The organism is Alicyclobacillus shizuokensis NBRC 103103 (assembly GCF_001552255.1).
Lineage (GTDB): Bacteria > Bacillota > Bacilli > Alicyclobacillales > Alicyclobacillaceae > Alicyclobacillus_G > Alicyclobacillus_G shizuokensis.
In genome coordinates this window covers 38,344-63,069 of the sequence record NZ_BCQV01000012.1, presented here as the reverse complement: position 1 = coordinate 63,069, position 24,726 = coordinate 38,344, and the positions used below count along the sequence as shown (strand labels likewise).

Here is a 24,726-nt window from a genome sequence, read left to right as displayed (position 1 = left end):
TAATCAGGTGCCGCATTTCATTGTCGAATACACGGACAACATCCGTGACGAGGCGGACATCGCGGGTCTGCTGAAGAAGGTGCACGACGTGTTGCTGGCTCACCCTGACGTGTTCCCCGCCGGCGGCATCCGCTCGCGCGCCATGGAGCTGCATCAGTACCGGGTTGCGGATGGATTGGCCGATGACGCGTTCGTGCACGCCACGCTGAAGATAGGCCGTGGGCGTCCGGAGGAGGTGAAGCGGAAGGTCGGGGACGAATTGTTTGCCGTCATCAAGGACCACTTTGCCGACCTCTACGCGCGCCGATACCTGGCGCTCTCGATGGAGGTTGCTGAGTTCAGCGAGATGGGAACGTACAAGCACAACAACATCCACCAGCGGCTGCGTGGCGCATCGCCGCCGTAGGGCAGCGGGTGGCAGCCAGGAAGCCCAGGCGGATCGCAGGACACCTGCGGCCCGACCCGGGCCGGGGTTGGGGGATGTACTAACTGCTCCATAAATATAGTTGATCATATATGATATCGAATAACATGAGCTGATGGAATTACAGTGAAATTGGAGGTGAACGGTTATGACAACTCTCGCGGCAGACTTGGGAGCCAGCATCACACTCGATGAATTGAACGTCAATCCCTACCCGATCTACCGCAAACTGCGGCAGGAAGCCCCGGTCTGCTACGTGCCATGTGCGGGTCGCTGGTTTGTCACGCGCTATGACGAGTGCGCCTACGTGGACACTCATCCCGAGACGTTCACCGCGCGTGAAACCGCTTCCTTACAAACCCGTGTGATGGGGGTGACCATGCTGAGATTAGACGGGGCTGCACACGCCCGTCTGCGTCAAGCCTGCGAAGAGCCGCTGAAGCCGCGCACTGTTGCCCAACGCTGGCGTCCGCACTTGTTGCAAACGGCGCATGAGTTGATTGATCAGTTTGCTGACGATGGGGAGGTGGAGTTGGTCAGCGCTTTTGCCGATCCGTTTGCGGCCCACTGCCTGAAGCATGTCCTGGGGCTCCGGGACGCGACCGACGGGGACATGCAGCGTTGGACGCGCGACCTGATGGACGGGACGTCCAACTATGCGGACGATGAGTCGGTGTGGGAGCGGGCACGGAAATCGGCGGCTGAGATTGACGAGGCGGTGGACCTGGCCCTCACGCGGGTGCGCAGGCAGCCGGACGGGACCATTATCTCGAGCATGGTGCACACGGAGGTGGAGGGTCCTGCCATCACCCGTGAAGAAATTCGCGCCAACGTCAAGCTCATCATCGGTGGTGGCTTAAACGAGCCGAGGGACGGCATTTCGCTGACTGTGTGGGACCTGCTGACACACCCGGACGTATTGGCGCAGGTCCGGGCGCAACCTGAGCTGTTTGCGGCCGCGGTCGAGGAGTCGCTGCGCAAGGTGGCGCCGCTGGGGATGTATCCCCGGGAAGTGGCGGTGGATACGGTGTTGGCTGGAATACCGCTGAAAAAGGGCGACAAGCTGGCGGTGCTGGTGGCTTCCGCGAACCGCGACGAACGTCGTTTCGCACGACCGGACGAGTACGACATCACCCGCCCGCGGCCGCGCAGCCACCTGGCCTTTGGCACAGGCCCGCACTACTGCCTGGGGGCGTGGCTGGCCCGACAGGAACTGGCGCACGCCGCCCTGCCGGCGCTGTTTGAGCGCCTGCCGGGGATGCAGTTGGACCTGGACCAGCCGCCCATCATCCGCGGCTGGGTGTTTCGCGGGCCGGTGCAACTCAATCTCCGTTGGGAAAGGGAGAGGTGATTGGCGTGGAAGTGGGACTGAATACAGAAACTTGGCGGCAAACCGTGGCGCGTCTGGAGCGCATCCCGGTATGGGCGCTGCCGTATCAATTCATCCTGGTGATTGGCCTTGGGTTCCTGTTCACGTTTTATGATATCTTCGACAGCAATGTATCCTTTATCCAGACTTGTGTCAGTATCATCCCGGGCTTCAAGTCAGAGATGGCTGGGCAGTACCTGGGCATGCCGATACTCATGAACCTGCTTGGGTATGTGGTCGGCACTCTGGTACTCAGCCCGATTTCGGACAAAATCGGACGCAGAAACATGCTTCTCATCACCATGCTCATCACCGGATTGGGCTCATTGTGCACCGCGTTCACCACGAGCTACTGGGCGTTCGTCGTGTTCCGAGGCATTACCGGCATCGGCATCGGCGCTGACCTAGCTGTCGTGAACACCTACATCGCCGAAGTGGCGCCGACCAAAACGCGAGCGAAGTATACTGCCCTCATTTTCATCTTCTCGGCGCTCGGAGCGCTCGTGGCGGTGTGGATTGGGCTGTGGCTGACGACGCCCGCAGCCCCATTCCCGGCCGGACTGCCGTTTGCCTTGGGCGCCAGTCTTCCGTACGGGTGGCGCATCATGTACTGGATTGGCGCGGTGCTCGCTCTGATTGCGGTCCTCATGCGCTTCCGCCTGCCCGAGTCGCCGCGTTGGCTGCTGGCCGTGGACCGTGGCGAGGAGGCAGAGCGCGTGGTGGCCGAGATGGAGGCGACAGCCGCGCGGCATGCGCCACTGCCCCAACCCGTCTCCGTCTCCGTGCAGTGGGTCCCCGCGAAACCCAATCCGTACGGCGACATCCTAAACAACGCCACGTACATCCGTCGTGTTGTGCTGCTGTTCTGCGTGTGGCTGTTCAGTTACGTGACTGTGTACGGCTTTTCGGGTGGCATGACCTCGCTCCTGGTTGGCCTGCATTACGACGAGGGCGAGGCCGGAATGATTACCGCTGTGGGTGTGTTCGGGATGGTTTTGTCCGCTGTGTTTGCGTACTGGTTTGGGGAACGCCTGGAGCGAAAGGTGTGGCTGATCCTATCCGCCTTGACGACGATTCTCGGTGGCGTCCTCATCGGTCTGGCCGGCAGCAATCTGACGCTGGCGATGGTAGGGTCTGTGATTCTGTTCCTGGGTGAAAACTTCTGGGTGCCCATCGCCTACGCGTGGACCTCAGAGAACTTCCCGGCGCGCGCCCGCACCAGCGGTTTTGCCCTGGTGGACGGCGTGGGCCACATCGGAGCCGGCATCGGCATCTGGGCCATCGCGCCCTTGGTGGCGCCGCTTGGCGCGTTGAAAGGGTTCCTGTTCATCAGCGGCTTCTTGTTCGTGGCGGCCGTGATTGCACTGTTCGGGGTGCGAACGAAGGACCGCACCTTGGAAGAGATATCGCCGTAAGGCCACAGGGGCTCAATATACCGGGCTGCCGGGTACTGAGCTCAACGCCATGGGCGTCGGCACCGGCAGCCCGTTCCACCGCTTCAGCGGTTGGGCTGCTTGCAGGGTGCGGATCGACAGCCGGATGGTGTCCAGCCGAAAGAACCGGAATTGACCGCCCCCTCGTATCCATATATGATAAAATGTATGAAAACACAGGCTGCAAGTCCGAACAAACAGGAACAGGCGTATGAGTGGATTAAATCGCGCATTATGGACGGAACCTTTGGCGCCGGCTACCGATTGGTAATTGACAGATTGGCGCGGGAGTTGGGCATCAGCGCCATTCCGATTCGTGAGGCCGTCCGCAGGTTGGAGGCGGAGGGACTCGTCGAGGTGGAGCGGTTCAGCGGGGTGCGGGTCACCCGCATTGATGAGCAGGTCTATGTGGAGACCTTGTCGGTGCTCGCTCTCTTGGAGGGATATGCGACGGCGCTGGCCGCTCCACACATGACCGAAGACGATTGGGAAGCGCTGCGCACCATCAATACCAAGATGGAACAAGCGCGCGTTTCGTTTGCCCTGGAGGAGTACAGCAACCTGAACAAGCAGTTTCATGAGCGCATCTGGAGGGCTTGCCCGAACACCTATTTGGTCAATCAGCTCAAGTCGGTTCAAGAACGGATGGACACCGTGCGGGCCACCGTGTTCATGCTTATCCCGCACCGGACCACCGATTCCATCGCAGAGCATGAGGAACTCATTCGGTTAATGGCCGATGGAGCGGGGGCGGACCAAATTGAGTCGTTTGCCCGCGCGCACAAGCTGGCCACGCTGGAGGCGTTCCGACGCTGGCGCAAGACGCGGAGAGAGTAGCAGGGGGTACCGCCATCCCCTCATCTGTCACTCGTCTTCAGCCTCATCCCTGGCTAGCGCGTCACTGAGGAGTTGACGGCGTTCACGCACGTAGTGACGAAAAACGTCGATCTCGCTCATCCACTGGGATGTATGGATGCGCCGAGTAGGTTCCGCAAGCACTGCAGGACCGATGCGATGCATCCATTCCCGTACCACGGGCACGATGGTCGCGTCACTGAAAGTAGTATTGAGAAGCCGCTTTAGCCGCATCCGATACGCTCGCCTTATCGACGGTAGTTGCATGAGCTTGGCGGTAAGGATGTTTTCACCAAATGGGTCGACGGTGTCTGCGGGGCAGAGCGCACCGTAGCAGTTCCGCCCCCACGTGCCTTCACAATCCCATGGGGAGAATCGGTATCGTCCATCCTCTGACAATTCATAGACCGCATAGTTTTGTGTGAGCCCGTCCGCATGGCCAATGCACACTGTCGCTGCCAGCCACTGGAGATACTGATGGATATCTAGCTGTCGGGCGATCAGGTGTTGCAGCGCCTCACCGTCTCGCAGGTTCAATTCCAAAACGAACCGCTCAAAGCGCTTTTGATTGGCGTGGGTGCCTATCACGCGTTCGTATCCGTCAAACAGGGATGGTTTGAGCCGGCGGGTATCATCACCTGTAAAAAGACTGAAATCGGCGTCGTGGTTCACGGCGTAGAACAGGCTTCGGCATGCGAGGTTGCGTCTGCGAAAAAACGACGCATCGACGCCCTCGATTTCCAGGTACACGCCGAGTAGGTCGTCGTTGAAATAGAGTCGGCAGTGGAGCGTCTGGGGGGCAATGAGGCCAATTCGGTTAAAGAACCAAAAGGAGAGAGCGTTCCGGACTAAGGATGGATCGTCGTATTCGGCGTTGTAGTGTAGGGTCCCTGATTGGCGCCGGATTTCATAGGACTTTTTCGGGGCGTGTCGTGTGCGATTGCCACGGTAACTCACTCGGACCGATTCGGTGTAGCCATCGCGAATCAACACGCCGTCCACAAATCTGGTCTGTCCGCGTTGGGCTTGAAGTCGTTTGACATCGTCGCTCCAGACGAAAAGCCGACGGATAGGGAGGTCCATCTTGAACACCTCCATGGCGTACACATAGGGCACACATTCGCCCGCAGCTGCCCATTCCCCCCGTGTCTCCGTGACATAGTGTGGTACCAAATTGTATGTAGGAGGTACCCCAATGGCGACTCGGCGGGAAAGCCGTTTGCAGGAGACGATCCGAGAGATCGTCCGTGAGGAGTTGCAACGGCTGTGGGGATTGGAGAAACAGGGTCACCAGACCAAAAGCGGCGGCCATGGGCACAAGAGTGGCGGCCATGGGCACAAGAGCGGCGGCCATGAGCACAAGAGTGGCGGCCATGAGCACAAGAGTGGCGGCCATGAGCACAAGAGCGGCGGCCATGAGCACAAGAGCGGCGGCCATGAGCACAAGAGCGGCGGCCACGGGCACAAGAGTGGCGGCAAAAGCCGCTAATCAGTCCGTAGATCCTATCGGTAATGAACCGATGGGTCTTTTTTTGTGTTGTTTTGCCCTTCGCTATCCGACAGTCACCGTTGTCCCCGCCTCACGCCTGGGCGATTGCACCAATTTCAGGAATGATGTGAACCTGCACTACCCCTTGCGAATATCCGTACAGTACGCATCTACCCGGTGATCTATCTATATCGGGGATTTCAAAGGGGGATGTAGAATGCTGGAAGTGGTGCTGGTCACGGCCGCGTTTCTCGGACTTGTGTACATCCTCTCTCCGTCCAAACCTGTGACACAACGCACAGCTTCGAAACGGGCGCGGGCTGCTGCGCTCCATGCCAGGATGAGAAGTGCCCGACCACGATAAGGGAGAAGGACGATGCTCACTTCTTGGTTATCGCCACTCGTGCTCGCGTGTGTCGTCGCAACCATCTTGTGGAGACCCCGCAGGCTAAATGAAGCTATCCCTGCAGCAACCGGCGCCGCGCTGTTGGTCATCTTCGGGGTGGTCAATCTGGGCGACCTCACCGCTGTGCTACATGTGGTGTCGGGGGCGGGTTTGACCATTCTCGGCACCATCCTGATGTCGGCTGTGCTGGACCGCGCAGGCCTTTTCCGGTGGGCCGCCCTGCAGATTGCTCGCAAGGCCGGCGGATCTGGCCGGCGGTTGTTCGTGCTGACGCTGATGCTCTGTTTTTGTATGACGATGTTTTTCAATAACGACGGCAGCGTTTTGATTACGACACCCATCATTGTGGAGATTATGCAGCGACTTGGCTTCAACAAGATCCAGGCGCTCCCCTACCTGATTGGCGGTTGCTTGGTGGCTTCATCTGCCAGTGCGCCGATTGGTGTCAGCAACTTGGCGAATCTCATCGCGTTGAGTATTGTTGGTCTCGATCTCAACCAGTATGCGACATTGATGCTGGTCCCATCACTCCTGGGAATTATCGTCTGCATAGTCCTTCTCTACGCTGTGTGCCGTCGTCACATTCCGCAACGGTACAGGATGGTTGAGCCAGAGCTAGCTCGGACGTTCCCGCCTCGCCCCGGTGACACTTGGCATGTGCTTCGACCTGTCGCTCCAATGTGGCCAGGAGGTCCACCTCCCGTACATCCGCCCGGACCTAAGGGGTTTCGTTCTCGTCCATGGGCGGGTGTACCCGACTTTGATCCCTTCATGTGCCGCATTGGCATTGTTCTCGTTGTGCTGGTTCGGGTGGGATTTTTTGTGGGTGCGGCTTACGGAATTCCGGTCCAAGTCATCGCCATTACAGGCGCACTGGTGATGCTCGGGGTCTATGTCTCTCGGCGGCCCAAAGGTGCATGGCAGCTCGTGCGGACAGCACCGTGGTATGTCCTGGTATTTGCCTTTGGCATGTACACACTGGTCTACGCGCTGCACAAACAAGGACTCACTCTCCTGCTGGGGCATGTGCTGCAAGGGATGGCCGGTTCTTCGCTGTTGGCTGTCGTGATATGGACGGGGCTCCTGGTGACTGTGATGTCATCGCTGTTCAACAACTTGCCATCTGTGATGATTGGCACAGTGATGCTTACGGATTTGCATTTGCCAGCTGCGCATCTGAAGCTCGCCTACCTTGCGAGTGTACTCGGCAGTGACATAGGCTCGCTGTTGGTTCCGACTGGCACGTTGGCGTCTTTGATGTGGCTTCACTTGGTCCGAGGGAAAACCGGGATTACCTGGGGGGATTACATGCGTGTATCGTTGCTCGTCATTCCACCGAGTCTCATGCTTTCCCTTCTTACCTTGTACAGCTGGGGTACATGGCTGCTGCGCTGAGGGCGCTGTTCGAACCATCTGCCCCATGGACAGACGACAGCCCAACACATGTACAAATGTTGCTGGCATAGTGTGAACTGAACATGTGGTGGCAGGGAGGCGAACCAAACGGTGGCACATGAGGACCTGGTCAACCTTCCCGTGATCGCGGCTATGAGCCCACAGAAATGTTACTGTGGAATCGTGCGAAAGGTCGGCGCGGACTTCTTACTTGTTGATGATCCCGAGATGGGGATGGCCTTGGTCGCATTGGAGCATATCAAGCAGTTACGTGTTGGCGAAGGGGTGCCTGTTCACAAACCGCCGCAGATTGATGCCGCGAGTGCGCCACTCGACCCTGGGTCATTGCCCGATGCCTTGCACGGCGTAGTGCGGACGTGGGTGGCATCGGTGCTGCAACTGGACGGCGCAGGACCAGATCCTATCGTCGTCTATGTGATCGACGTGAAGGCCGATTACCTGGTTGTCAGCGCCATCCCAGATGGAGTTTTGTATATACCTGTTCGTCACATCCAATTGGTGCGGCCGTTGGACGTCCAAATCCAGCCAGAATTCGTCGAGTGGGCCAACCATCAAAAGGAACAGTTGCCGACCGGGGCCACTCGGCTCATAGAGGCACTGGAACAAGAAGTCGGGAAGTTGGCGAAATTCGGCCGCGGTGGTGCGGATGAGGTGGTTGGCATCATCCGCGCCGTGCATGAGCAGTTTGTGGAGCTGGTTGTGTCGCCGTGTGAACGGGTTCGTATTCCCATGCATCACGTGAAATCGGTCTCCCGACCGGGGCGTCTTAACGCTCAGGCCTCCCCAGGGATGACTTCGGCATGACAACTGGGGCACGCAGCACCGAGGCTTGCAGTGGTATTACGTACGATTTCGGGCAGACACTTGAGGAGGTTAGGAATATGGATCTCAGTTTTTTGGAGGATTCCATTGGGAAGACAATTCAACTGGAGAGGGGCGGGCCGGAACGAATCGTTGGAAAACTCGCCGCCATCATGGCAGATTATATCGCCGTGGATACGCCGGAAGAAGGCGTGGTGTACGTCAACGCGCGGCACATCAAGACAATCTCGGAACCGGTAATTCCGCAGATGCAGGCGGATCGTCCAGCAGTGGATCCCGATGGGCAGGTGATCGAGGAAGAATCTCCGCCGTTGATAGAGGCGAGCGACTTCGACGACCTCCTCGCTCAATTGAAACATCGGCTGGTGCGGATCAATCACGGTGGCCCCAACTCCGTGCAAGGGGTGCTCATTGAACTGCGGCCAGGGGTGGTGACGCTTCTACACGACATGCAGGCTTATGTACACTACCCGACTTATCATATCCGGAGCGTCACCTGGATTGTCCAAAAACCGGAACGCGCCGATTCAAGGGCGTCTGGAGAACGTCCAGGTCGCAGAGAGGGCCGCGGGTAATCAGCGACGACACGGGTTCCACCGATGGACCGGAGCGGAAGGGGGATAGCCATGCAGTCATTGTTGACTCCGCTCCTTGGCACGCGCATTCACATCGAACAGCATAATGATACGGGGCTTACGGGATGGCTCGTCAACATTCAGCCCGATTACGCGTCCGTGTTCACAGACGACGGACGAATCGTTCACTACCCATTTGGGCACATCAAGTCCGTTACGACGAACATTACGGAGCTTCCGCAGCAGGTCAATGTCCCGCAGATCGCGTTCCCGGAATCTTTCCGCGATGTGCTGGCAGCGTTGTGGATGCAGCTGGTTCGTGTTGAACTTGGCGAAGGAGCCAGACAAGGCGTCCTGGTTCAGATTGAAGATGATGCCATTTGTCTCGTCCTGAGTTCCAAGGAGTTGATATACTATCCCGTTTTTCAAATCGTCAATTTGTCTCCGGTTTTTCAACTCAAAGGGATAGCGGACGCTCCAGAGCCGAGCGCCGGCGCCCGGGAAGGGAGCAGCACCCAATCCACCGTCGCAACCGGAGATGTCGCCAGAGCGGAAGCATCGGCTGCGTCCGAATCCAATCAGTTGAAATTGTTTCGAAGGGACAGCCAGCGCTCCCGGCGGCGTCGCCTTGCCGCGGCAGCAGGGAATGATGAAGGGATAGCCCGGCGAACCAGCACCACTGGTGGCGTCTCGAATCGGCGGGCACCAAGGATGCATTCCACTTCACCCAATCGGAGCCGACCATCCTGGGTGCATCCGAGTCTTAGGGTTTGATACGGACGTGAGCCTCATGACGTATGAATACTGTGAAAGATGGGTACCGCCGTAAGGCGGACCCTTTGTGTAGGGAATCAAATGGCCTTTGTTCTGCGTTCGCCGCAACGCCATAGGCCTCCGGCAGGACGCCGTCGTCGGTATCAATCCCGCCGTTTCCAAGTATCGGATCTGCGCCGATTTTCCCTGAGTTGGTTCAATTGCTCACGAATGTGTCGGATTTCCGCTATTCTCGCCTCTTCATCAGCTGAGTCCTCCTCCCTGGCCACGGCCTCAACCAGTTGGTACTCCAATTGGCGGATGCGATCGCGCACGTGGACGGGGAGGTCGGACGGATCGTCAAGACGCTGCAGCCATTCGTCGTAAGGTCCTGGAAACAGGGTGACCTGTGTGCCCGGTGCTCCCGCATGCGGTTCCAGGTGCAAGATGCGGTTGGCCACCCTGCGGACCAAATACCGGTCATGGGATGCCACCAGCAGCGCACCCGGGTACGCACGGAGCGCCTCCTCAATCCGCTCGCGGGCGTCGATATCGAGATAATTCGTAGGCTCGTCAAGCACAAGCAGATTCGCGCCGGAAAAGTACAGTTTGACGAAGGCAACGCGGCAGCGCTCACCCATGCTCAGATCGCCGACGCGTTTGAACACGTCCTCGCGCGGGAACAGGAACCCGGCGAGCACGGTGCGCGCGTATGACTGCGTCATTCCCTCCAGCACCAGCAGCGTGTCGAGCACGGTGCGGGATAGGTCCAAGTCCTCAAGTTCCTGGGCGAAGTAGCCGATGTTCAGGGCCGGATGGGCATCCACCCGCCCGCGTTGTGGTTGCAGACGGCCGGTCATCAGCTTTAGCAATGTCGTCTTGCCCATGCCGTTGCCGCCGATGACGGCGATTCTGTCGCCGCGCTGTACGCGCAGGTTGAGGCCGTCAAAAAGGGGTTTGGCCGTGTATTGAAACGCGACATCGTGCAATGTGAGCAAGGTCTTTGCCTCCGACAGACCTTCCCGAAACTCAATGCACAAAGACGGGTCCGCCTTCGGTCGTTCCACCATCTCCGCCTCCAAGCGCTCCAACGCCCGTTCCTTCGCCTTAAAGCGAGTCGAGTTCTTCTCAGCTTTCTTGCGCAGGTGAAAGTTGACGCCCGCTGCGTCATGTGCTTGCTGATACCACTCACGATAACGGCGGATGGCTTCCAACAACGCTTGTTTCTCCCGCTGCTGCTTGTCGTAGAGGGCCTGTTGGGCCCGCGTTTTCTCTCCGCCGCTCAGACGTCCATAGGGGACAGCGTGTTGCGCGGGCGCAAAGCCAAACCGGGACAATGTCTGTTCCACCTGCAATTCCCAGGTGTAGCCGTCCAGTGCGAGATACCGTTCCTGCAGCGCGCTGTACGCCTCCGCCAGCTGGTTCAGCCGGCCACGATGGCCCGTATCCCCCTCCCCGTCCGATCCGGACGCTGCCTCTTCCAACTGTTCCTGCAAGGCATCGAGCTGCTGGCGTAGCCGAAACAAGCGTGGATGGCCGCTTTGCACAAATTCCTGCAGGGTGGCGGCTGTCTCCACGTTCAGGTGTTGTTGCAGCCAACCCCAGGATTCCAGTGGGTAGCGTCGCCATATGGTACCCGTATCAAATGTCCCGTCGTCCATCAGGCCGCGGAGGAGCGTTGTCTTACCCACGCCGTTGCGACCAAAAAGCGCCACTCGCTCCCCCTCGGCGATTTCAAAGTCCACTCCTGTAAACAGGGATTTGCCCGCCCATTCCTTGGACAGTCCCTGTGCCTTGATGACATTCGGCATCGAAATCCCTCCAACTCGCCGGCGCACTGCGTCGGTGGCCTCAGCCATACGGCCAGCGCGCGGACGTCCGAGATGCGTTTCCCAAGACGCAAAAACCGCGGGCGCGGACGCCTGCGGTTGGCCACGGAGTTTCGATGTCGGACAGTGAATACGTTGCAGGGGACCAGGAAGAACGAGTATCTCACCCGGGGCGGGTTAAAAGACGACTCATCCACCTCTCACCCGAGCATCCAATCCCGTGAAAAGGATAGATCCTCCCCGTCGCACAAACCACGCAGGCGTCGCGCGCCTGAATCTGTGTGGTTGTTCACGCACGAGGATCTATCATGACGGAAAATTGGATACCTCCACGGTCAAAGTGTGCTTCGCGTTCAGTATACCACAGAATATCCGAATATGCCCAAGTCGTTTGGCTGTCTCAATGTATCAATGTATCTAACAATCGACCTTCCAGATCTCTAGTAACATAAACAGTAGCATAAACAAATCCCGGTCGATTCAAGGGTGCGAAACTTGAGCTAGTCATTGTTGTCCATCTGTATTCCCAGGCCATTATAGAAGTCGCCGCTGGTGCGCTTCCATTACGGCTTCTACGCGGCTTTTGACGCCGAGCCGACGATAAATTTCATTGATAATGGACTTGACGGTGTTTTCCGACAGGTGGAGGTGCTTGCCGATTTCTTGGTTGGTGCGTCCTTGGGCCATGAGGCGCAGGATCTCCACGTCCCGTAGATCGAGAGCGTCTTTGCCGGATTCGCCTTGTCTCGGTGATTCAATCCAATGGAGGACGTACTCTGTTACGGTCGGATCGAGGACAGATTTACCATTCAAAATATTTTGTATGGATTTGAATAACTCTTCTCCGGGCATATCCTTGAGCAGATATCCCTGAACCCCTGTCTGGAGACAGGCGTGTACGACATTCTTGTCCATCGACGAAGTGAGGATGGCGAGGCGCGTGGACGTGTTTGTCTCCCGCACCGACTTACACAACTCAATGCCGCTCATGTCGGGCAATCGCACGTCAATCAGAGCGAGATCGGGTTGCAGAGATTGAATGAGATCGAGTCCTTCCGCTCCGGTGCTTGCCTGTCCAACCAAGTTCAATCCGTGCTCGCTGAGCAACGTCTGTAAACCAATGCGAACCAGTTCATGGTCGTCAACAATAACGATGCTCTCTGTCAAGGTCAGCCCCTCCTTGCATATCGCCGACTGTGCTGTGGTGTCGAATCGGGGCAAAATGAACGGAATCGGGTGTCATTTCATGCCCTGGTTCAATCGAGCCTTAGCGAATGGGAAACGTGCAGCGCACGGTTGTCCCTCCATCCTCATTGCGAAAAATGTCCAACTGCCCGTTGAGAACGGCGACGGAACGCGCTATCGAATGCAAGCCAAAGTGCCCGGTTGGATGGGTGATGAGACGCAGGGCTTCGTCTGAAATGCCGTCCCCGGCGTCCTGTACCGTGATGGTCGCTGCGTCTGTTTCTACAAGCAGGTGGACGATGGCCACTGGGCTGTTGGCGTGGCGGAACACATTGGTCAGAGATTCGGCGACGATTTTGAGTATGGTTTGACGAATGGGGAGGCTCAATCGGCTGAAGTCACCATCACCGTGTGTGATGAGTTTTGTGGAAATCCCGCTGATTCGCTCGAATTCTTGTACGAGATGAGTCAAGGCGGTGACGTTGGGTCGAGCCTCATCGTCCATGAGGCGAAACAAAATGGCTCGAAGTTCGGATTGGCATTGTTCCGTCAATTCACGCAATCGAGCGGTACGCGCCTGCAGCTCACTCTTCTCTGCGACCGTCAGCCGTTCCAAGCGGTCAATCTCGCGTACCACGGCAAACAGGGTCTGCGACAGTGAATCGTGTAATTCTTCCGCAATTCGTTGCCGTTCTTCCGTTAAGATGCGGAAACAGTTTTCATTTTGTTGGTCGCACCATGAGATGAAAATGGAACACAGCGAAGCAAATCCATTCATCATGTCTTCGTCGCTTTTGGTGAAGGATCCTGTCTTGGGTGGCTGGCCGAAAAAGATGCAACCAATCGCCTGTCCATGGTATTTCAGTGGGATGGTCAACAACGCCTCGACGGGTGGATGGCCTGTCGGCATGCCGACAGACAGTGGATGTCCGGAGATGGAATCGACGTGCAGCGAGTCACCGGTTTTGACGGGTACGAAGTACATCCCGTGTCCTTTCGGAAATTCCACGGGCTTTCCGTCCCATCCGGAAACTTTAAAGTATCGAATGGTGGACGGATTCTTTGGTTCTGTAATGATGATCCCGGCGAACGCAGCGTTGACCAATGTACGCGCGTGGTCCACGACAGCCTGCAACAGCGGTTCAAGGCCTTCCTCCATCCACGGCTGCAGGCGTTCCAGCGCTTCCGACAAAATCCGCAAGACTTCGGCTTGATTTGTCGTGGGTTGGCTCATCCGCTGTCTCCCGTCCTTTCCAAGGATAGTAAAGGGAGGACCCGGTATCGAAAAACACCCGATCGGGTGTATTGCGTGTCTATCAGCTATTTTATAATAATCCCGAGAACAGTGAACTACCTTTTATCCTGTTTTTGAAACCGCATTCAAAATGGGACTTCGTCGGGATCGCGGTCCGACCACCGACCTCTGTCATTCTCACGTTTCTCAACAAAGGGGGCCTTATGGTGTTTCCCAATGCGTTCAAGTACGAAGTACCGACATCAGTCGACGAGGCGGTGCGTCTCATGACTGAGTACGGTTACGACAGCAAGGTGTTGGCGGGTGGCCAGAGCCTGTTGCCGATGATGAAGCTTCGCATCGCGGCGCCGGCTGTACTCATCGATGTGAACGGCATCCAGGATTTGAAGGGTTGGCGCGAGGCCGATGGGAAACTGCGCATCGGGGCTTTGGTACGCCACGCGGAACTGGAACATGCATCAGAACTCGATGACAAATATCCGCTTTTGTCCCGCACTGCCCGCTGGATTGCGGACCCTCCAATTCGCAACCGGGGCACCATTTGCGGCTCACTCGTTCACGCAGATCCAGGCTCGGATTGGGGCGCGGCGATGATAGCTCTTCGCGCCGAGGTGGAGGTGCAGGGGACGGAGGGAAACCGACTGATTCCCATTGACGAGTTCTTCGTAGACACGTTTGCGACATCGCTGAATGAAAACGAACTCGCGGTCGCGGTGCATGTCCCGACGCCTGGCGGGCCCGTCGCCGCCCGTTACATGAAACTTGAGCGCAGGGCCGGCGATTTCGCCATCGCCGCGCTGGCTGTGCACATCGTGCTCGACAGTGAAGGCCGCGTTGCCGAGGGCGGTATCGGCATCGGCGCCTGTGGACCGATTCCTCTGCGGGCGACCAAGGCGGAGGAGGCGCTCATCGGACAACCCATCACAGAGGAGACGATTGCGACCGTGTCGCGGCTGGTGCCGGAAGACGCCGATCCCGCGGATGACCTGCGCGGCAGTGCCGCCTACAAGCGCGACCTGTTGCGTGTTTTCGCTGCGCGCGCGCTTCGCGAGATCGCGGAAGAGTTGCATGGAAGGGTGGGGGATGAATGAACATCCGAGTAAAGGTCAACGGACGCCTGTACGAAGCGGACGTTGAACCGCGTACGCTGTTGGCTTATTTCCTGCGTGAACAACTGAATCTGACAGGAACGCATATTGGTTGCGATACGACCACCTGCGGTGCGTGCACGGTGCTGTTCGACGGGAAGCCCATCAAGTCGTGCACGGTGTTGGCTGTGCAGGCGGACGGCCACGAGGTGATGACCGTCGAAGGGCTTGAATCAAATGGTCAATTGCACCCGTTGCAGAGTGCGTTTTGGGAGGATCATGCTCTGCAATGCGGCTACTGCACCCCTGGCATGCTGATGGCGGCCTACGGGTTGTTACAGACGAATCCGGCACCTACTGACGTAGAAATTCGCGAGGCGCTGTCAGGAAATATCTGTCGCTGCACAGGGTATATGAATATCGTGAAAGCCGTTCAAAATGCTGCTCGCAAGATGGCGGGTGAAAACCAAGAAGCAATAGAGGAGGCGGCAGCCAGTGGCACTTCCACAGACTGAGTTGCGGCCCATGGGTAAACCGATTGGGCGCAAGGAGGACCCGCGCCTGATTCGGGGCAAGGGCCATTACGTGGATGACGTGATGTTGCCGAATATGCTCTATCTCTGCATCGTGCGCAGTCCGTACGCGCACGCGCGCATTCGCCGGATTGACACGTCTGCGGCACTTGCCGCACCGGGGGTCAAGCTGGTCCTTACTGGAGAAGACTTGGCCGAGATGAACCTCGCCTGGATGCCGACGCTGGCAGGAGACCAGCAGATGGTGATGGCCACCGGCAAGGTCCTGTTTCAGTACCAGGAAGTCGCGGCGGTCGTCGCTGAGACGCGCGCTCAAGCAGAGGACGCGGCGCAACTGATTGAAGTCGATTACGAACCCTTGCCGGTCGTAGCGGACCCGTTCCAGGCACTTGAGCCGGACGCTCCGATTCTTCGCGAAGACAAAGAGAAAAAGTCGAACCACATCTTCCACTGGGAGGCAGGGGACAGAGAGGAAACGGAAGCGCTGTTCCGCGACGCGCCGGTCGTCGTCAAGCAGAATGTGCGCTTTCCACGCGTCCATCCTGCGCCCCTTGAACCTTGTGGGTGCGTGTCGGACTGGGATGCAGCCCGGAATAAGTTAACGCTGTATGTCACTTCGCAGGCGCCGCACGTCCACCGGACCGTACTGGCGATGGTGTCCGGGCTTCCAGAACATCAAATTCACGTCATTTCACCCGATGTCGGCGGTGGTTTCGGGAATAAGGTCCCTGTGTACCCCGGTTACGTGATTGCGACGGTTGCATCCTTGAAATTGGGGGTCCCTGTAAAGTGGATTGAAACCCGCACCGAAAACATCGCCAGTACCCATTTTGCTCGCGACTACCATATGACTGCGGAGATTGCGGCGCGTGAGGACGGCAAGGTGCTCGCCCTGCGTGTAAAGACGATTGCCGATCACGGTGCGTTCGACGCGGCTGCCGATCCGTCCAAATTCCCGGCTGGGTTGTTCAGCATTGTGACTGGGTCGTATGACTTCAAGGCTGCGTTCGTTGAGGTGGACGGGGTATATACGAACAAGGCTCCGGGCGGTGTAGCCTACCGCTGTTCCTTCCGTGTCACAGAGGCATCGTATCTCATCGAACGAGTCATGAACATCTTGGCCCAGCGGCTGAAGATGGATCCGGCTGAACTGCGTCTGAAAAACTTCATCCGTAAGGAGCAGTTCCCGTATCACTCGCCGACCGGATGGGTCTACGACAGCGGGGACTATGAAAAGACGCTGAAACTCGCGCTGGAGCGCATTGGGTACGAAGAGCTGCGCAAGGAACAGGCGGAAAAGCGGGCGCGTGGAGAATTGATGGGGATTGGCATCTCGACCTTCACAGAGGTGGTCGGTGCTGGCCCGGCTCATCAGTTCGACATCGTCGGCATCAAGATGTTCGACAGCGCGCAGATTCGCTTCCATCCGACCGGTAAAGTGATTGCGCGGCTTGGGGTACGGCACCAGGGCCAGGGACACGAAACGACTTTTGCCCAGATCATCGCTGAAGAACTCGGACTCAGTGCGGATGACGTGTTGATTGAGGAAGGCGATACCGACACAGCTCCCTACGGGCTGGGCACGTACGCCAGCCGCTCGACGCCGACGGCCGGCGGCGCGGCGGCCCTCTGCGCGCGCAGGATTCGCGAGAAAGCTCGCAAAATCGCGGCGCATCTGCTGGAGGTCGGCGAAGACGACGTGGTCTGGGACGGGGTCGCCTTCTCCGCAAAAGGCTTGCCAGGTCGGGCCGTGTCGATGAAGGACGTGGCGTTCGCCGCCTACACAAATGTACCTGAGGGCATGGAACCGGGCCTGGAAGCGACGTACTACTACAATCCGCCGAACCTCACCTTCCCTAACGGGGCGTACATCGCGGTGGTGGATATCGACAAGGGAACGGGTGCTGTCAAGGTGCGGCGTTTCTTGGCCGTTGATGATTGCGGCAACGTGATTAATCCCATGGTTGTCGAAGGACAGGTGCACGGAGGGGTGACCGAAGGGTTTGCGATTGCGTTCATGCAAGACATTCCGTATGACGCGGATGGCAACTGTCTGGCGCCGAACCTGATGGACTACCTGGTTCCCACGTCGGCAGACACTCCGCATTGGGAAACGGATCGGACGGTTACGCCGTCGCCACACCATCCAATCGGCGCCAAGGGCGTTGGTGAGTCACCGAACGTCGGCTCACCCGCAGCCTTTGTCAACGCGGTGGTGGATGCCCTGTCGCCGCTTGGTGTGGAACACATCGATATGCCGATTTTTCCATGGAAGGTATGGAACATCTTGAGGGAGCACGGTATCACCGAGTAATTCGGTAGCCAACCTGAATTGAGGAGGGAAGACCCGGCGGCACGGAGGCCGCCGGGGCCCGACGGATGGATAATCTTTGGGAAGCCGCGAGGGACCTGGACGAACGCTCGGAACCGTATGTCATGGTGACAGTCGTCCGCCGTGTGCGCCCGAGTTCGGCGACTGTTGGTGACAAGGCGATTGTCACGGCCGATGGGGAGATGCAAGGCTTCGTCGGTGGTCAGTGCACGCGGGAGCTGGTCATTGACCAAGCGAAGAAGTGCCTGACCAGTGGCGAAAGTAAGCTTTTGCTGGTGACCTCGCAGCCGCCGGCCGACGTGGCGGAAGGCGTCACCGTTCTGCCGATGACGTGCGCATCCGAGGGAACGGTCGAACTGTTCTTGGAGCCCAAAAATGTGGATCCACCATTGGTGCTCGTAGGAGATTCCCCCATCGCGCACGCTCTCGCAGAATTGGCACCTCGATTTTCACTGACGCCGTACCGGATTTCCTTGGAAGCGGCGATAGACACGGGTTCCGCTGAAGATCCGGCCGTAAAACTGCGCCACCAACTTCCTGTCCATACGAGTGCGCCAGCGTACTCCGTAGTTGCCACGATGGGGTTGTACGATGTCGATGGATTACTGGCGGTCTCTTCATTGCCGCTCCGTTATCTGGGCCTCGTCACCAGCCCCAAGCGCTGGACAACCGTGCGTGCCGAGTTGGCAGAAGTAGGCGCGTCAAGCGAATTTATCGACTTTGTTACGGCACCTGCAGGTTTCGATATCGGGGCCGTGGGACCCAATGAGATATCCCTCAGTATTCTGGCGCAAATTGTGGAGTGCCGTCGTCGGGGGGTGAGCGTATCCTGGCCGGGACAGTCCGATACAGGCAGTTCGGCGTCTGGGTCGCCGGCCACGCATGGCAGCCAGGTTGCGGTTCAGCAACAAGTGGTCGATCCGGTCTGCGGCATGACCGTGGACTTGGCGAAGACTCCATACCGTCTTGAACTGGACGGAACCACCTACGGGTTTTGCTGTTCTGGCTGCCGGGATCGCTTTGCGCGCGAGCCAGACAAGTACCTGCAAAGTCACGCTTGACCATGCGCCATGCGGATCTGGATGTGTACTCACACAAAAGGCACGGGGACAGTACCTCCGTCCTGTCGATGGTTGGCGGCTGAAGGGGCCTTAGCAAATTGGCATGAACAACAGAGGAGGCAAGACCATGCGTACGTACGAAGGAGAATTTACGATTGAGCAGCCGCGGGAGAAAATCTGGGCGTTCGTTACAGATCCGCATAAAATGGGAACTTGTATTCCCGACTTGATTGAATTGAACGTAGAGAGTGAGACCCGTTTTCGCAGTCTTGTGAAGGTCGGCGTGGGGCCGGTGCGAGGCAAGTTCGACCTCACCAGTGAATTGACCGTGACGGAACCGGGTAAGGCGGCCTCCCTGTCGATTCGCGGCGGTGGAATGGGCAGCGGAGTTGATATGAAAGCGCAAATGGAACTCGGCGACGTTGATGGAGGGACCCTCTTAAAATGGCGTTGCGACGCGGTGATCAGTGGACCCATCGCAAGTCTGGGCGGGCGACTGATTGATAACGAAGCGCGGAAGATTACGGAGAAGGTATTTGCCAATCTGAAGAATGCCTTGCTCGCCTTGCCAGATGAAGAGGTCGCCGCAACGGATAAAACAGCGGACCAAGGTTGAAGGACGTCAGGTGGAGGCTGTCCGGATGAATGAACAGGTGTGCCGACTGCAGGAAGAATTGCATCGCGCTCACTATGTCGTCGAGGAAGGGTTGGCTACTGTACTGCATCTGGCACAGCGGCTGGCCCGACCTCTATTGTTGGAAGGGCCTGCGGGTGTAGGGAAAACAGCACTGGCGAAAGCGGTTGCCACCGTTCGTTCCGTGGACCTGGTGCGCTTGCAATGCTATGAAGGCTTAGATGCGAGTCAGGCGTTGTACGATTGGGATTACCCAAAGCAGTTGCTGACGGCGCGCACAGCGTTTGCCGACGGTGTCGTGAATCAGGCGGCGCTGTACAGTGAGCCGTTTCTCATTGAACGGCCGCTTTTGCGCGCGCTGCGCGAAAAGCCAGCGCCTGTGCTGCTGATTGACGAGGTCGATAGGGCTGACGAGGAATTCGAGGCGCTGCTCTTGGAATTCCTCTCGGAATTCCAAATTACCATTCCGGAGATGGGAACCTTTCGCGCCGAAAAGCCACCGATTGTCATGTTGACGTCCAATCGTACACGCGACTTGTCGGACGCTTTGCGGCGCCGTTGCCTCTACGTTTGGGTCGATTACCCGTCCCCTGAACAAGAGGCGGCCATCATTTCGCTGCATGTGCCGCGGATAGCATCGGAACTTGCGAAACAAATCGCACGCGGCGTACGACGGCTGCGCAAGTTGTCACTGCTCAAGCCGCCCGGATTGGCGGAGTCCATCGATTTTGCACAGGCGCTGCATGAGTTGGGGGCGCAGGAGTTGGACGAAGAAGTGGTGCGACTCACTCTCGGCTGTTTGCTGAAGACGGAAGAGGACTTGAACTTCGTGCGGGAGAGGGGACTCGACGTGTTATGGAACGCCTGACGGCGGCCGAGATGAACCGCTTGACGGGCGATATCGTGCGGCAGGTTAAGGATTTTGCGCCTTGGTTGAGACAACATGGATTTCGGGCGGGCGTTCCGGAAACGTTGATAGCCATTTCTGCCTTGGCGGAATTGGACCTGACCCGTATGGAAGAGGTCTGCAGCGCCTTTCGCTCCATCTATTCGCGGACCCCCGCAGAGTGGGGCATCTTTCCGAGTCTGTTCGAGCGATATTTTGGGGACCGGGGCGTGCAATTGCAGGAAAAGCGCCGTCTGCAGCCGGATGATTGGGCGGACCGCGAAGGTGGCAGCGGCGGTGATCAGGCGGAGCACCCTCCGGTTGATACAGTGCAGGGCTTTCTCGCTGGGTATCATCCCAACGATGGCGAGCGCTATGCATTGCGGGCGGACGAACAGGTGTTGAAGGATGTCGTTCAGTTGACCCGCTTGGCGGTGCGCACCATGGATGCGCCGCGTGGGCGCAAATGGCGGCCCCGAGGCAGAGAGAAACTTGATCTCCGTCAGACCATGCGCCACGCTATGCGTCATGCAGGGGAGCCGTTTGTGCTGAAGATGCGGCGACACCGTCCCGACAAGCCGCGTGTTGTCCTGGTGATGGACATATCCGGTTCTATGAAGCCGTATGCACCTTTTGTCACATCGCTCGCCTGGTCATTCACGCGGGCCCGGGCACGCACCCAAATCTTTCTGTTTTCAACGCGCCTGTTGCGAGTAACCTCTCTCATCGCGCGCAAAGGCGTTGCGGGCATCACGCACGCCGAGTTGCCGGGGCTGAGGGGAGGCACTCGCATTGGCAGTGCGTTGGAACAGCTCTTGCGCCGGTATCCAGGTCTTTTGCAGCGGCATACGTGCGTCCTCATTGTATCGGATGGATTCGACGCCGGGCATCCGGAGCAAATGCACACTTCCATGCGCGACTTGGCTGCCCGGGTTGGTCGAGTGGTTTGGTTGAATCCGCTGCTCGGCGAACCCGGATATGAGCCAACATCGGTCGGTATGTCGATGGCCTTGCCTTACCTTGACGCGTTCGTCGATGTCCATGATGTGAGAACATGGAAAAAGGCAGTGTTGAGCGGGGCACTGCAATCCGCAGCGCCCTGAGCTCTCAAGAGTGAATGTTTTCCCGTCCGTGGAGCGGTCCTCCCGACCGCGCGGAGCGCGCTGCGAGCAATTCGGACACGATGGACACTGCAACTTCGTCAATCGTTTCCGCGCCCACGTCCAGTCCAACCGGGGCGTGAATCGGCCCGCTGCTCATGTTGGCGCCAATATGGTCCAGCATCTCGACCGTGCGCGACAAGGGGCCGAGCACGCCGATGAACTTGGGTTGTGCTTGCAAGGCTAGGCGAAGCGCGGCCTCGTCGCGCATCTGCAGGTGGTTCATGATCAACCACCAACTATTTGTGAGTTGCGCGGGATCTGCTTGGTCGGGTTCAACCACCAGGTGTTCGGCGTTAGGAAAGCGCTTAACCCCATTAAACTCTTTACGGGGATCAAGAACCGACACTCGAAAGCCGCACTGGGCAGCGAGCGCTGCCACCGGCACCGTGTCATGACCTGCGCCGCACAGGATCAGCCGTTCGTTCGGCCGCATCGTGTCGATATAAAAGCGGCGGTCGTCGACAATGGCCACTTCCGCCCTCGTACGGCTCCAGACACGGCTTGTCAGCTGCCGTACGACGGCCTCTGGGAGGTTGTCCATATCTCCGGAAAGCGGATTCGTCCCATCAAAGACGGCGCGGGCACCGGTCGGTAATTCAATGGCTAATGAGATGGCACGGTCTTGGGCGACGGCTTTTCGCACAGATTGCCAAAATGGGTCTTCAGCGTGAATGGGAAAGATGGCGACTTCGAGTGTTCCTTTGCAGCCAATTCCGAGAGACCACAGTTCGTTTTCACTGAGGTCGTAATTGACAAGACGGGGTTCGTCTTCTTCCATGGCTTTTTCCGCCCATCCATACAAGTCGGATTCCAAGCAACCGCCACTGAGTGTGCCGAGCATCTTGCCTTTTTCTGTCATCATCATTTTGGCACCAGGAAGGCGGTACGCGGAGCCTTTCACTTGGGTAATCGTCAACAGAGCCGTCCGTTCCCCATCCGACCAGGCCTGTTCAATCCGGGAAAACACGTCACGTGCTTCATCGATCCTCGACACAGTTCGTCATCTCCTTGGTTTCGCTGGAGGTGAATTCGACATGCTCGATAAAGTTTCCTGTATTCTCGATTATATAATGAATGTATAATGATAATATAGGGTTCATGTATACCTAAATGGATGTTTCTTAATACCTGACCGGATGTTCTCTGGTCTTGAAGGATATTCAGGCGAGAGTCACTTGAGGGTTCTTACTCTCAAGGCTTTACGATGGAAACTCATCATAAAACTCGTATAGATGGAAGGCGGTATCGTATGGATCGATTTTATCGGACGACAGGATGGGGCTGCGCCTGGGGCAGTGTGTCTGGATCTATCATGGGTGGCATGCTCGATTTTTTTATCGGTACATCCGGGCTGCTCGCCTTCCTACTCGGTGGCCTCGGTGCACTTTTGGGCAGTCGTGTAGGATTTCGGGTCGGATCGAAAGATATAGAGAATGCAGTGTGCCACACGACTTCACCGCTGGACGTCGTCAAGATCCATAAACAACATGGAGCTATGTGGTCATTGATGGGGGCCATGGTAGGGGGAGTTGTTGGAGCCACGGTGGGGACCGGGGTGGCTGCCGCTGGATGGGTCTTATACATGTATCATATGGATATGCATATGCCCAATGCGATGGACTTCATGTCCATCTTTAATGTCGTCATGGGCGGTGAGATGGGTGGCATGACGGCTGGGGTCATCGGCGCGTGGTGGAGCGCAGCTCGTGCAGGATTCGTCGGAGAAAAGAAAGACGTACAGTTGCCGCCTGGTGAGAAGCGGAATTTCGAGGCGTAACCGACCCCCTATGGTGAGAAACTGCTCCATCACGTCGAGATTCTCTTTCATAAGTTCTCTTCCATTCTAAAAGAAGAGGACAGCCCGGGAGGTTGACGGTGTGGCAAGCGGCTCTGTCAATCAGGAACGGTTATGGTCCCGTTTGATGCGATTGGCTGAGATTGGCCGTCAAGCGTCCGGCGGGGTGACGCGGATGTCATTTACGCGCGAAGAGCGCATGGCAAAGGACTTGGTCGCTGGCTGGATGCAGGGCACGGGGTTATCGGTTCGCGAGGACGCGGTCGGCAACTTGATTGGCCGGCTGGACGGGACCGATGCGCATGCACCGGTGGTGTTGGTGGGTTCGCACCTCGACTCGGTGCCAAACGGCGGCAAGTTCGATGGACCGCTGGGCGTGCTGGGGGCCCTAGAGGCGGTTCAGACGCTGCGGGCACAGGGCATATCCCACATCCACCCGATTGAAGTCATCGCCTTTACGGATGAAGAGGGGGCCCGCTTTCGCTTTGGCATGATTGGCAGCCGGGCCCTGGCGGGGACGTTGACCGCGGAGCATCTACAGGCGCAGGATGCGGACGGGGTGACTGTGGCCGAGGCGATGCGGTCTGCCGGGCTGTCTCCGGAGACGGTCCACAAGGCCGCGCGGGCGGCCGGATCGGTCAAGGCGTACGTGGAGTTGCACATCGAACAGGGTCGCGTGCTGGAGGCGGCGAATCTGCCGGTGGGCATTGTCACCGGCATCGCGGGTCCGCTATGGCTGCGGTTCCGCATCTTGGGGGAGGCCGGCCATGCCGGAACGACACCGATGCGGATGCGCAAAGACGCATTGGCCGCTGCGGCGCAGGTATTGACGGCGGCGGAGACGGCGGCTGCTGGGCAGAAGCGGACCGTGGCCACGGTGGGCCAGCTGACGGTGAGTCCGGGTGGGGTGAACATCATCCCGGGATGCGCCGAGTTTACGCTCGACCTGCGCGACACGGACGAGTCGGTACGAGACGAAGTGGAGCGCCAAATTCGCCACCAGGCCGAGGCCATCTGCGCACGGCGCGGGGTCCGATTGGAAATTCAGGAACTGCAGCGGGTACCCCCGGTGTCCTGCTCGGCCTGGCTGCAGGAGGAGATGGCCGGCTGCGCCCAGGAGATGGGCATCCAGACCCTATCCTTGCCCAGCGGCGCAGGCCACGACGGCATGCAGTTGGCCGGCCTCTGCCCGGTTGGGATGCTGTTTGTCCGCTCGAAAGACGGAATCAGCCACCAGCCGGAGGAGTGGAGTTCTCCGGAGGATTGCGCAATCGGCGTGGAATTGTTGTACCGGACGCTGGTGCGCGTCGCGAATTGAGGATCTAGCCGCGGGCTCTGGCTGGACAGGTCAACGGCGGACACTTTCACGCGCCCGCCGTCCGCCGCGCTTACAGGCTAAACGCCGCTCCGGCGCCAATTTTGT

24 protein-coding genes are annotated in these 24,726 nt (G+C 58.2%); 19 read left to right on the top strand and 5 right to left on the bottom strand.

Going from position 1 to position 24,726, the window contains the following annotated elements:
- Nucleotides 1–7 precede the first annotated feature (7 nt).
- From ASH01S_RS06270 to ASH01S_RS06255, 4 genes are all read left to right on the top strand, one after another.
- Nucleotides 8–406: a 5-carboxymethyl-2-hydroxymuconate Delta-isomerase gene (locus tag ASH01S_RS06270; protein WP_067925247.1), complete on the top strand. Its 399-nt coding sequence runs from the start codon at nucleotides 8–10 to the stop codon at nucleotides 404–406.
- A 166-nt stretch (nucleotides 407–572) separates the two neighbouring features.
- The gene (locus ASH01S_RS06265; protein WP_067925244.1) at nucleotides 573–1,775 is read left to right on the top strand and encodes a cytochrome P450; all 1,203 of its coding nucleotides are present in this window, start codon (nucleotides 573–575) and stop codon (nucleotides 1,773–1,775) included.
- A 5-nt stretch (nucleotides 1,776–1,780) separates the two neighbouring features.
- Complete coding sequence (locus tag ASH01S_RS06260) at nucleotides 1,781–3,208, top strand: MFS transporter (protein WP_217996301.1); 1,428 nt, start codon at nucleotides 1,781–1,783, stop codon at nucleotides 3,206–3,208.
- Nucleotides 3,209–3,394: 186 nt separating this feature from the next.
- A complete protein-coding gene (locus ASH01S_RS06255; protein ID WP_067925241.1) occupies nucleotides 3,395–4,063 on the top strand; it encodes a GntR family transcriptional regulator in 669 nt (222 codons plus the stop codon).
- A 27-nt stretch (nucleotides 4,064–4,090) separates the two neighbouring features.
- On the opposite strand, the gene ASH01S_RS06250 is transcribed toward ASH01S_RS06255, so the two are convergent.
- Entirely contained in the window at nucleotides 4,091–5,164 is a 1,074-nt protein-coding gene (locus ASH01S_RS06250) for a CotH kinase family protein (RefSeq protein WP_067925238.1), read from the bottom strand.
- 112 nt (nucleotides 5,165–5,276) lie between these two features.
- Here ASH01S_RS06250 and ASH01S_RS06245 point away from each other — a divergent pair, with 112 nt between their 5' ends.
- The 6 genes from ASH01S_RS06245 (at nucleotide 5,277) to ASH01S_RS18440 (ending at nucleotide 9,563) form a co-directional block, all read left to right on the top strand.
- Nucleotides 5,277–5,570, top strand: a complete 294-nt coding sequence (locus tag ASH01S_RS06245; RefSeq protein ID WP_067925236.1) for a hypothetical protein — start codon at nucleotides 5,277–5,279, stop codon at nucleotides 5,568–5,570.
- Nucleotides 5,571–5,787: 217 nt separating this feature from the next.
- Complete coding sequence (locus ASH01S_RS18445; RefSeq protein ID WP_157067021.1) at nucleotides 5,788–5,934, top strand: hypothetical protein; 147 nt, start codon at nucleotides 5,788–5,790, stop codon at nucleotides 5,932–5,934.
- Nucleotides 5,935–5,946: 12 nt separating this feature from the next.
- Nucleotides 5,947–7,371: an ArsB/NhaD family transporter gene (locus tag ASH01S_RS06240; RefSeq protein ID WP_083516864.1), complete on the top strand. Its 1,425-nt coding sequence runs from the start codon at nucleotides 5,947–5,949 to the stop codon at nucleotides 7,369–7,371.
- A gap of 111 nt (nucleotides 7,372–7,482) precedes the next feature.
- On the top strand, nucleotides 7,483–8,196 hold the full coding sequence (locus ASH01S_RS06235) for a hypothetical protein (protein WP_067925230.1): 714 nt from the start codon (nucleotides 7,483–7,485) through the stop codon (nucleotides 8,194–8,196).
- Nucleotides 8,197–8,273: 77 nt separating this feature from the next.
- The gene (locus ASH01S_RS06230) at nucleotides 8,274–8,789 is read left to right on the top strand and encodes a hypothetical protein (RefSeq protein WP_067925227.1); all 516 of its coding nucleotides are present in this window, start codon (nucleotides 8,274–8,276) and stop codon (nucleotides 8,787–8,789) included.
- A 51-nt stretch (nucleotides 8,790–8,840) separates the two neighbouring features.
- Nucleotides 8,841–9,563, top strand: a complete 723-nt coding sequence (locus ASH01S_RS18440; RefSeq protein ID WP_157067020.1) for a hypothetical protein — start codon at nucleotides 8,841–8,843, stop codon at nucleotides 9,561–9,563.
- Between the two features lie 143 nt (nucleotides 9,564–9,706).
- On the opposite strand, the gene ASH01S_RS06220 is transcribed toward ASH01S_RS18440, so the two are convergent.
- The 3 genes from ASH01S_RS06220 to ASH01S_RS06210 form a co-directional block, all read right to left on the bottom strand.
- Nucleotides 9,707–11,353, bottom strand: a complete 1,647-nt coding sequence (locus tag ASH01S_RS06220) for an ABC-F family ATP-binding cassette domain-containing protein (protein ID WP_067925221.1) — start codon at nucleotides 11,351–11,353, stop codon at nucleotides 9,707–9,709.
- Nucleotides 11,354–11,905: 552 nt separating this feature from the next.
- Complete coding sequence (locus ASH01S_RS06215; RefSeq protein WP_067925218.1) at nucleotides 11,906–12,538, bottom strand: response regulator; 633 nt, start codon at nucleotides 12,536–12,538, stop codon at nucleotides 11,906–11,908.
- A gap of 100 nt (nucleotides 12,539–12,638) precedes the next feature.
- Entirely contained in the window at nucleotides 12,639–13,790 is a 1,152-nt protein-coding gene (locus ASH01S_RS06210; protein WP_067925215.1) for a GAF domain-containing sensor histidine kinase, read from the bottom strand.
- A gap of 227 nt (nucleotides 13,791–14,017) precedes the next feature.
- Between ASH01S_RS06210 and ASH01S_RS06205 the strand changes: the two genes are divergently transcribed.
- From ASH01S_RS06205 to ASH01S_RS06175, 7 genes are all read left to right on the top strand, one after another.
- Nucleotides 14,018–14,902 carry an FAD binding domain-containing protein gene (locus tag ASH01S_RS06205; protein ID WP_083516875.1) on the top strand — a complete coding sequence of 295 codons (885 nt, stop codon included), beginning with the start codon at nucleotides 14,018–14,020 and terminating at the stop codon, nucleotides 14,900–14,902.
- Nucleotides 14,899–15,414 (top strand): (2Fe-2S)-binding protein, encoded by a 516-nt coding sequence (locus ASH01S_RS06200; RefSeq protein WP_067925213.1) that lies wholly within the window; start codon nucleotides 14,899–14,901, stop codon nucleotides 15,412–15,414. The genes ASH01S_RS06205 and ASH01S_RS06200 overlap by 4 nt, the downstream gene beginning before the upstream one ends.
- Nucleotides 15,395–17,746, top strand: a complete 2,352-nt coding sequence (locus tag ASH01S_RS06195; RefSeq protein WP_067925210.1) for an aerobic carbon-monoxide dehydrogenase large subunit — start codon at nucleotides 15,395–15,397, stop codon at nucleotides 17,744–17,746. Before ASH01S_RS06200 ends, ASH01S_RS06195 begins: the two co-directional genes overlap by 20 nt.
- Before the next feature lie 65 nt (nucleotides 17,747–17,811).
- A complete protein-coding gene (locus ASH01S_RS06190) occupies nucleotides 17,812–18,825 on the top strand; it encodes an XdhC family protein (RefSeq protein WP_067925207.1) in 1,014 nt (337 codons plus the stop codon).
- Between the two features lie 127 nt (nucleotides 18,826–18,952).
- Complete coding sequence (locus ASH01S_RS06185; RefSeq protein WP_067925204.1) at nucleotides 18,953–19,441, top strand: SRPBCC family protein; 489 nt, start codon at nucleotides 18,953–18,955, stop codon at nucleotides 19,439–19,441.
- 25 nt (nucleotides 19,442–19,466) lie between these two features.
- Complete coding sequence (locus ASH01S_RS06180; protein ID WP_067925201.1) at nucleotides 19,467–20,327, top strand: AAA family ATPase; 861 nt, start codon at nucleotides 19,467–19,469, stop codon at nucleotides 20,325–20,327.
- Nucleotides 20,315–21,448, top strand: a complete 1,134-nt coding sequence (locus tag ASH01S_RS06175; protein WP_067925198.1) for a vWA domain-containing protein — start codon at nucleotides 20,315–20,317, stop codon at nucleotides 21,446–21,448. Before ASH01S_RS06180 ends, ASH01S_RS06175 begins: the two co-directional genes overlap by 13 nt.
- A 4-nt stretch (nucleotides 21,449–21,452) precedes the next feature.
- Here ASH01S_RS06175 and ASH01S_RS06170 read toward each other — a convergent pair whose 3' ends face one another.
- Nucleotides 21,453–22,502 (bottom strand): XdhC family protein, encoded by a 1,050-nt coding sequence (locus tag ASH01S_RS06170; RefSeq protein ID WP_067925195.1) that lies wholly within the window; start codon nucleotides 22,500–22,502, stop codon nucleotides 21,453–21,455.
- A gap of 255 nt (nucleotides 22,503–22,757) precedes the next feature.
- Between ASH01S_RS06170 and ASH01S_RS06165 the strand changes: the two genes are divergently transcribed.
- Entirely contained in the window at nucleotides 22,758–23,285 is a 528-nt protein-coding gene (locus tag ASH01S_RS06165) for a hypothetical protein (RefSeq protein WP_157067019.1), read from the top strand.
- 100 nt (nucleotides 23,286–23,385) lie between these two features.
- Nucleotides 23,386–24,621 (top strand): Zn-dependent hydrolase, encoded by a 1,236-nt coding sequence (locus ASH01S_RS06160; RefSeq protein ID WP_281178201.1) that lies wholly within the window; start codon nucleotides 23,386–23,388, stop codon nucleotides 24,619–24,621.
- Nucleotides 24,622–24,726 lie beyond the last annotated feature (105 nt).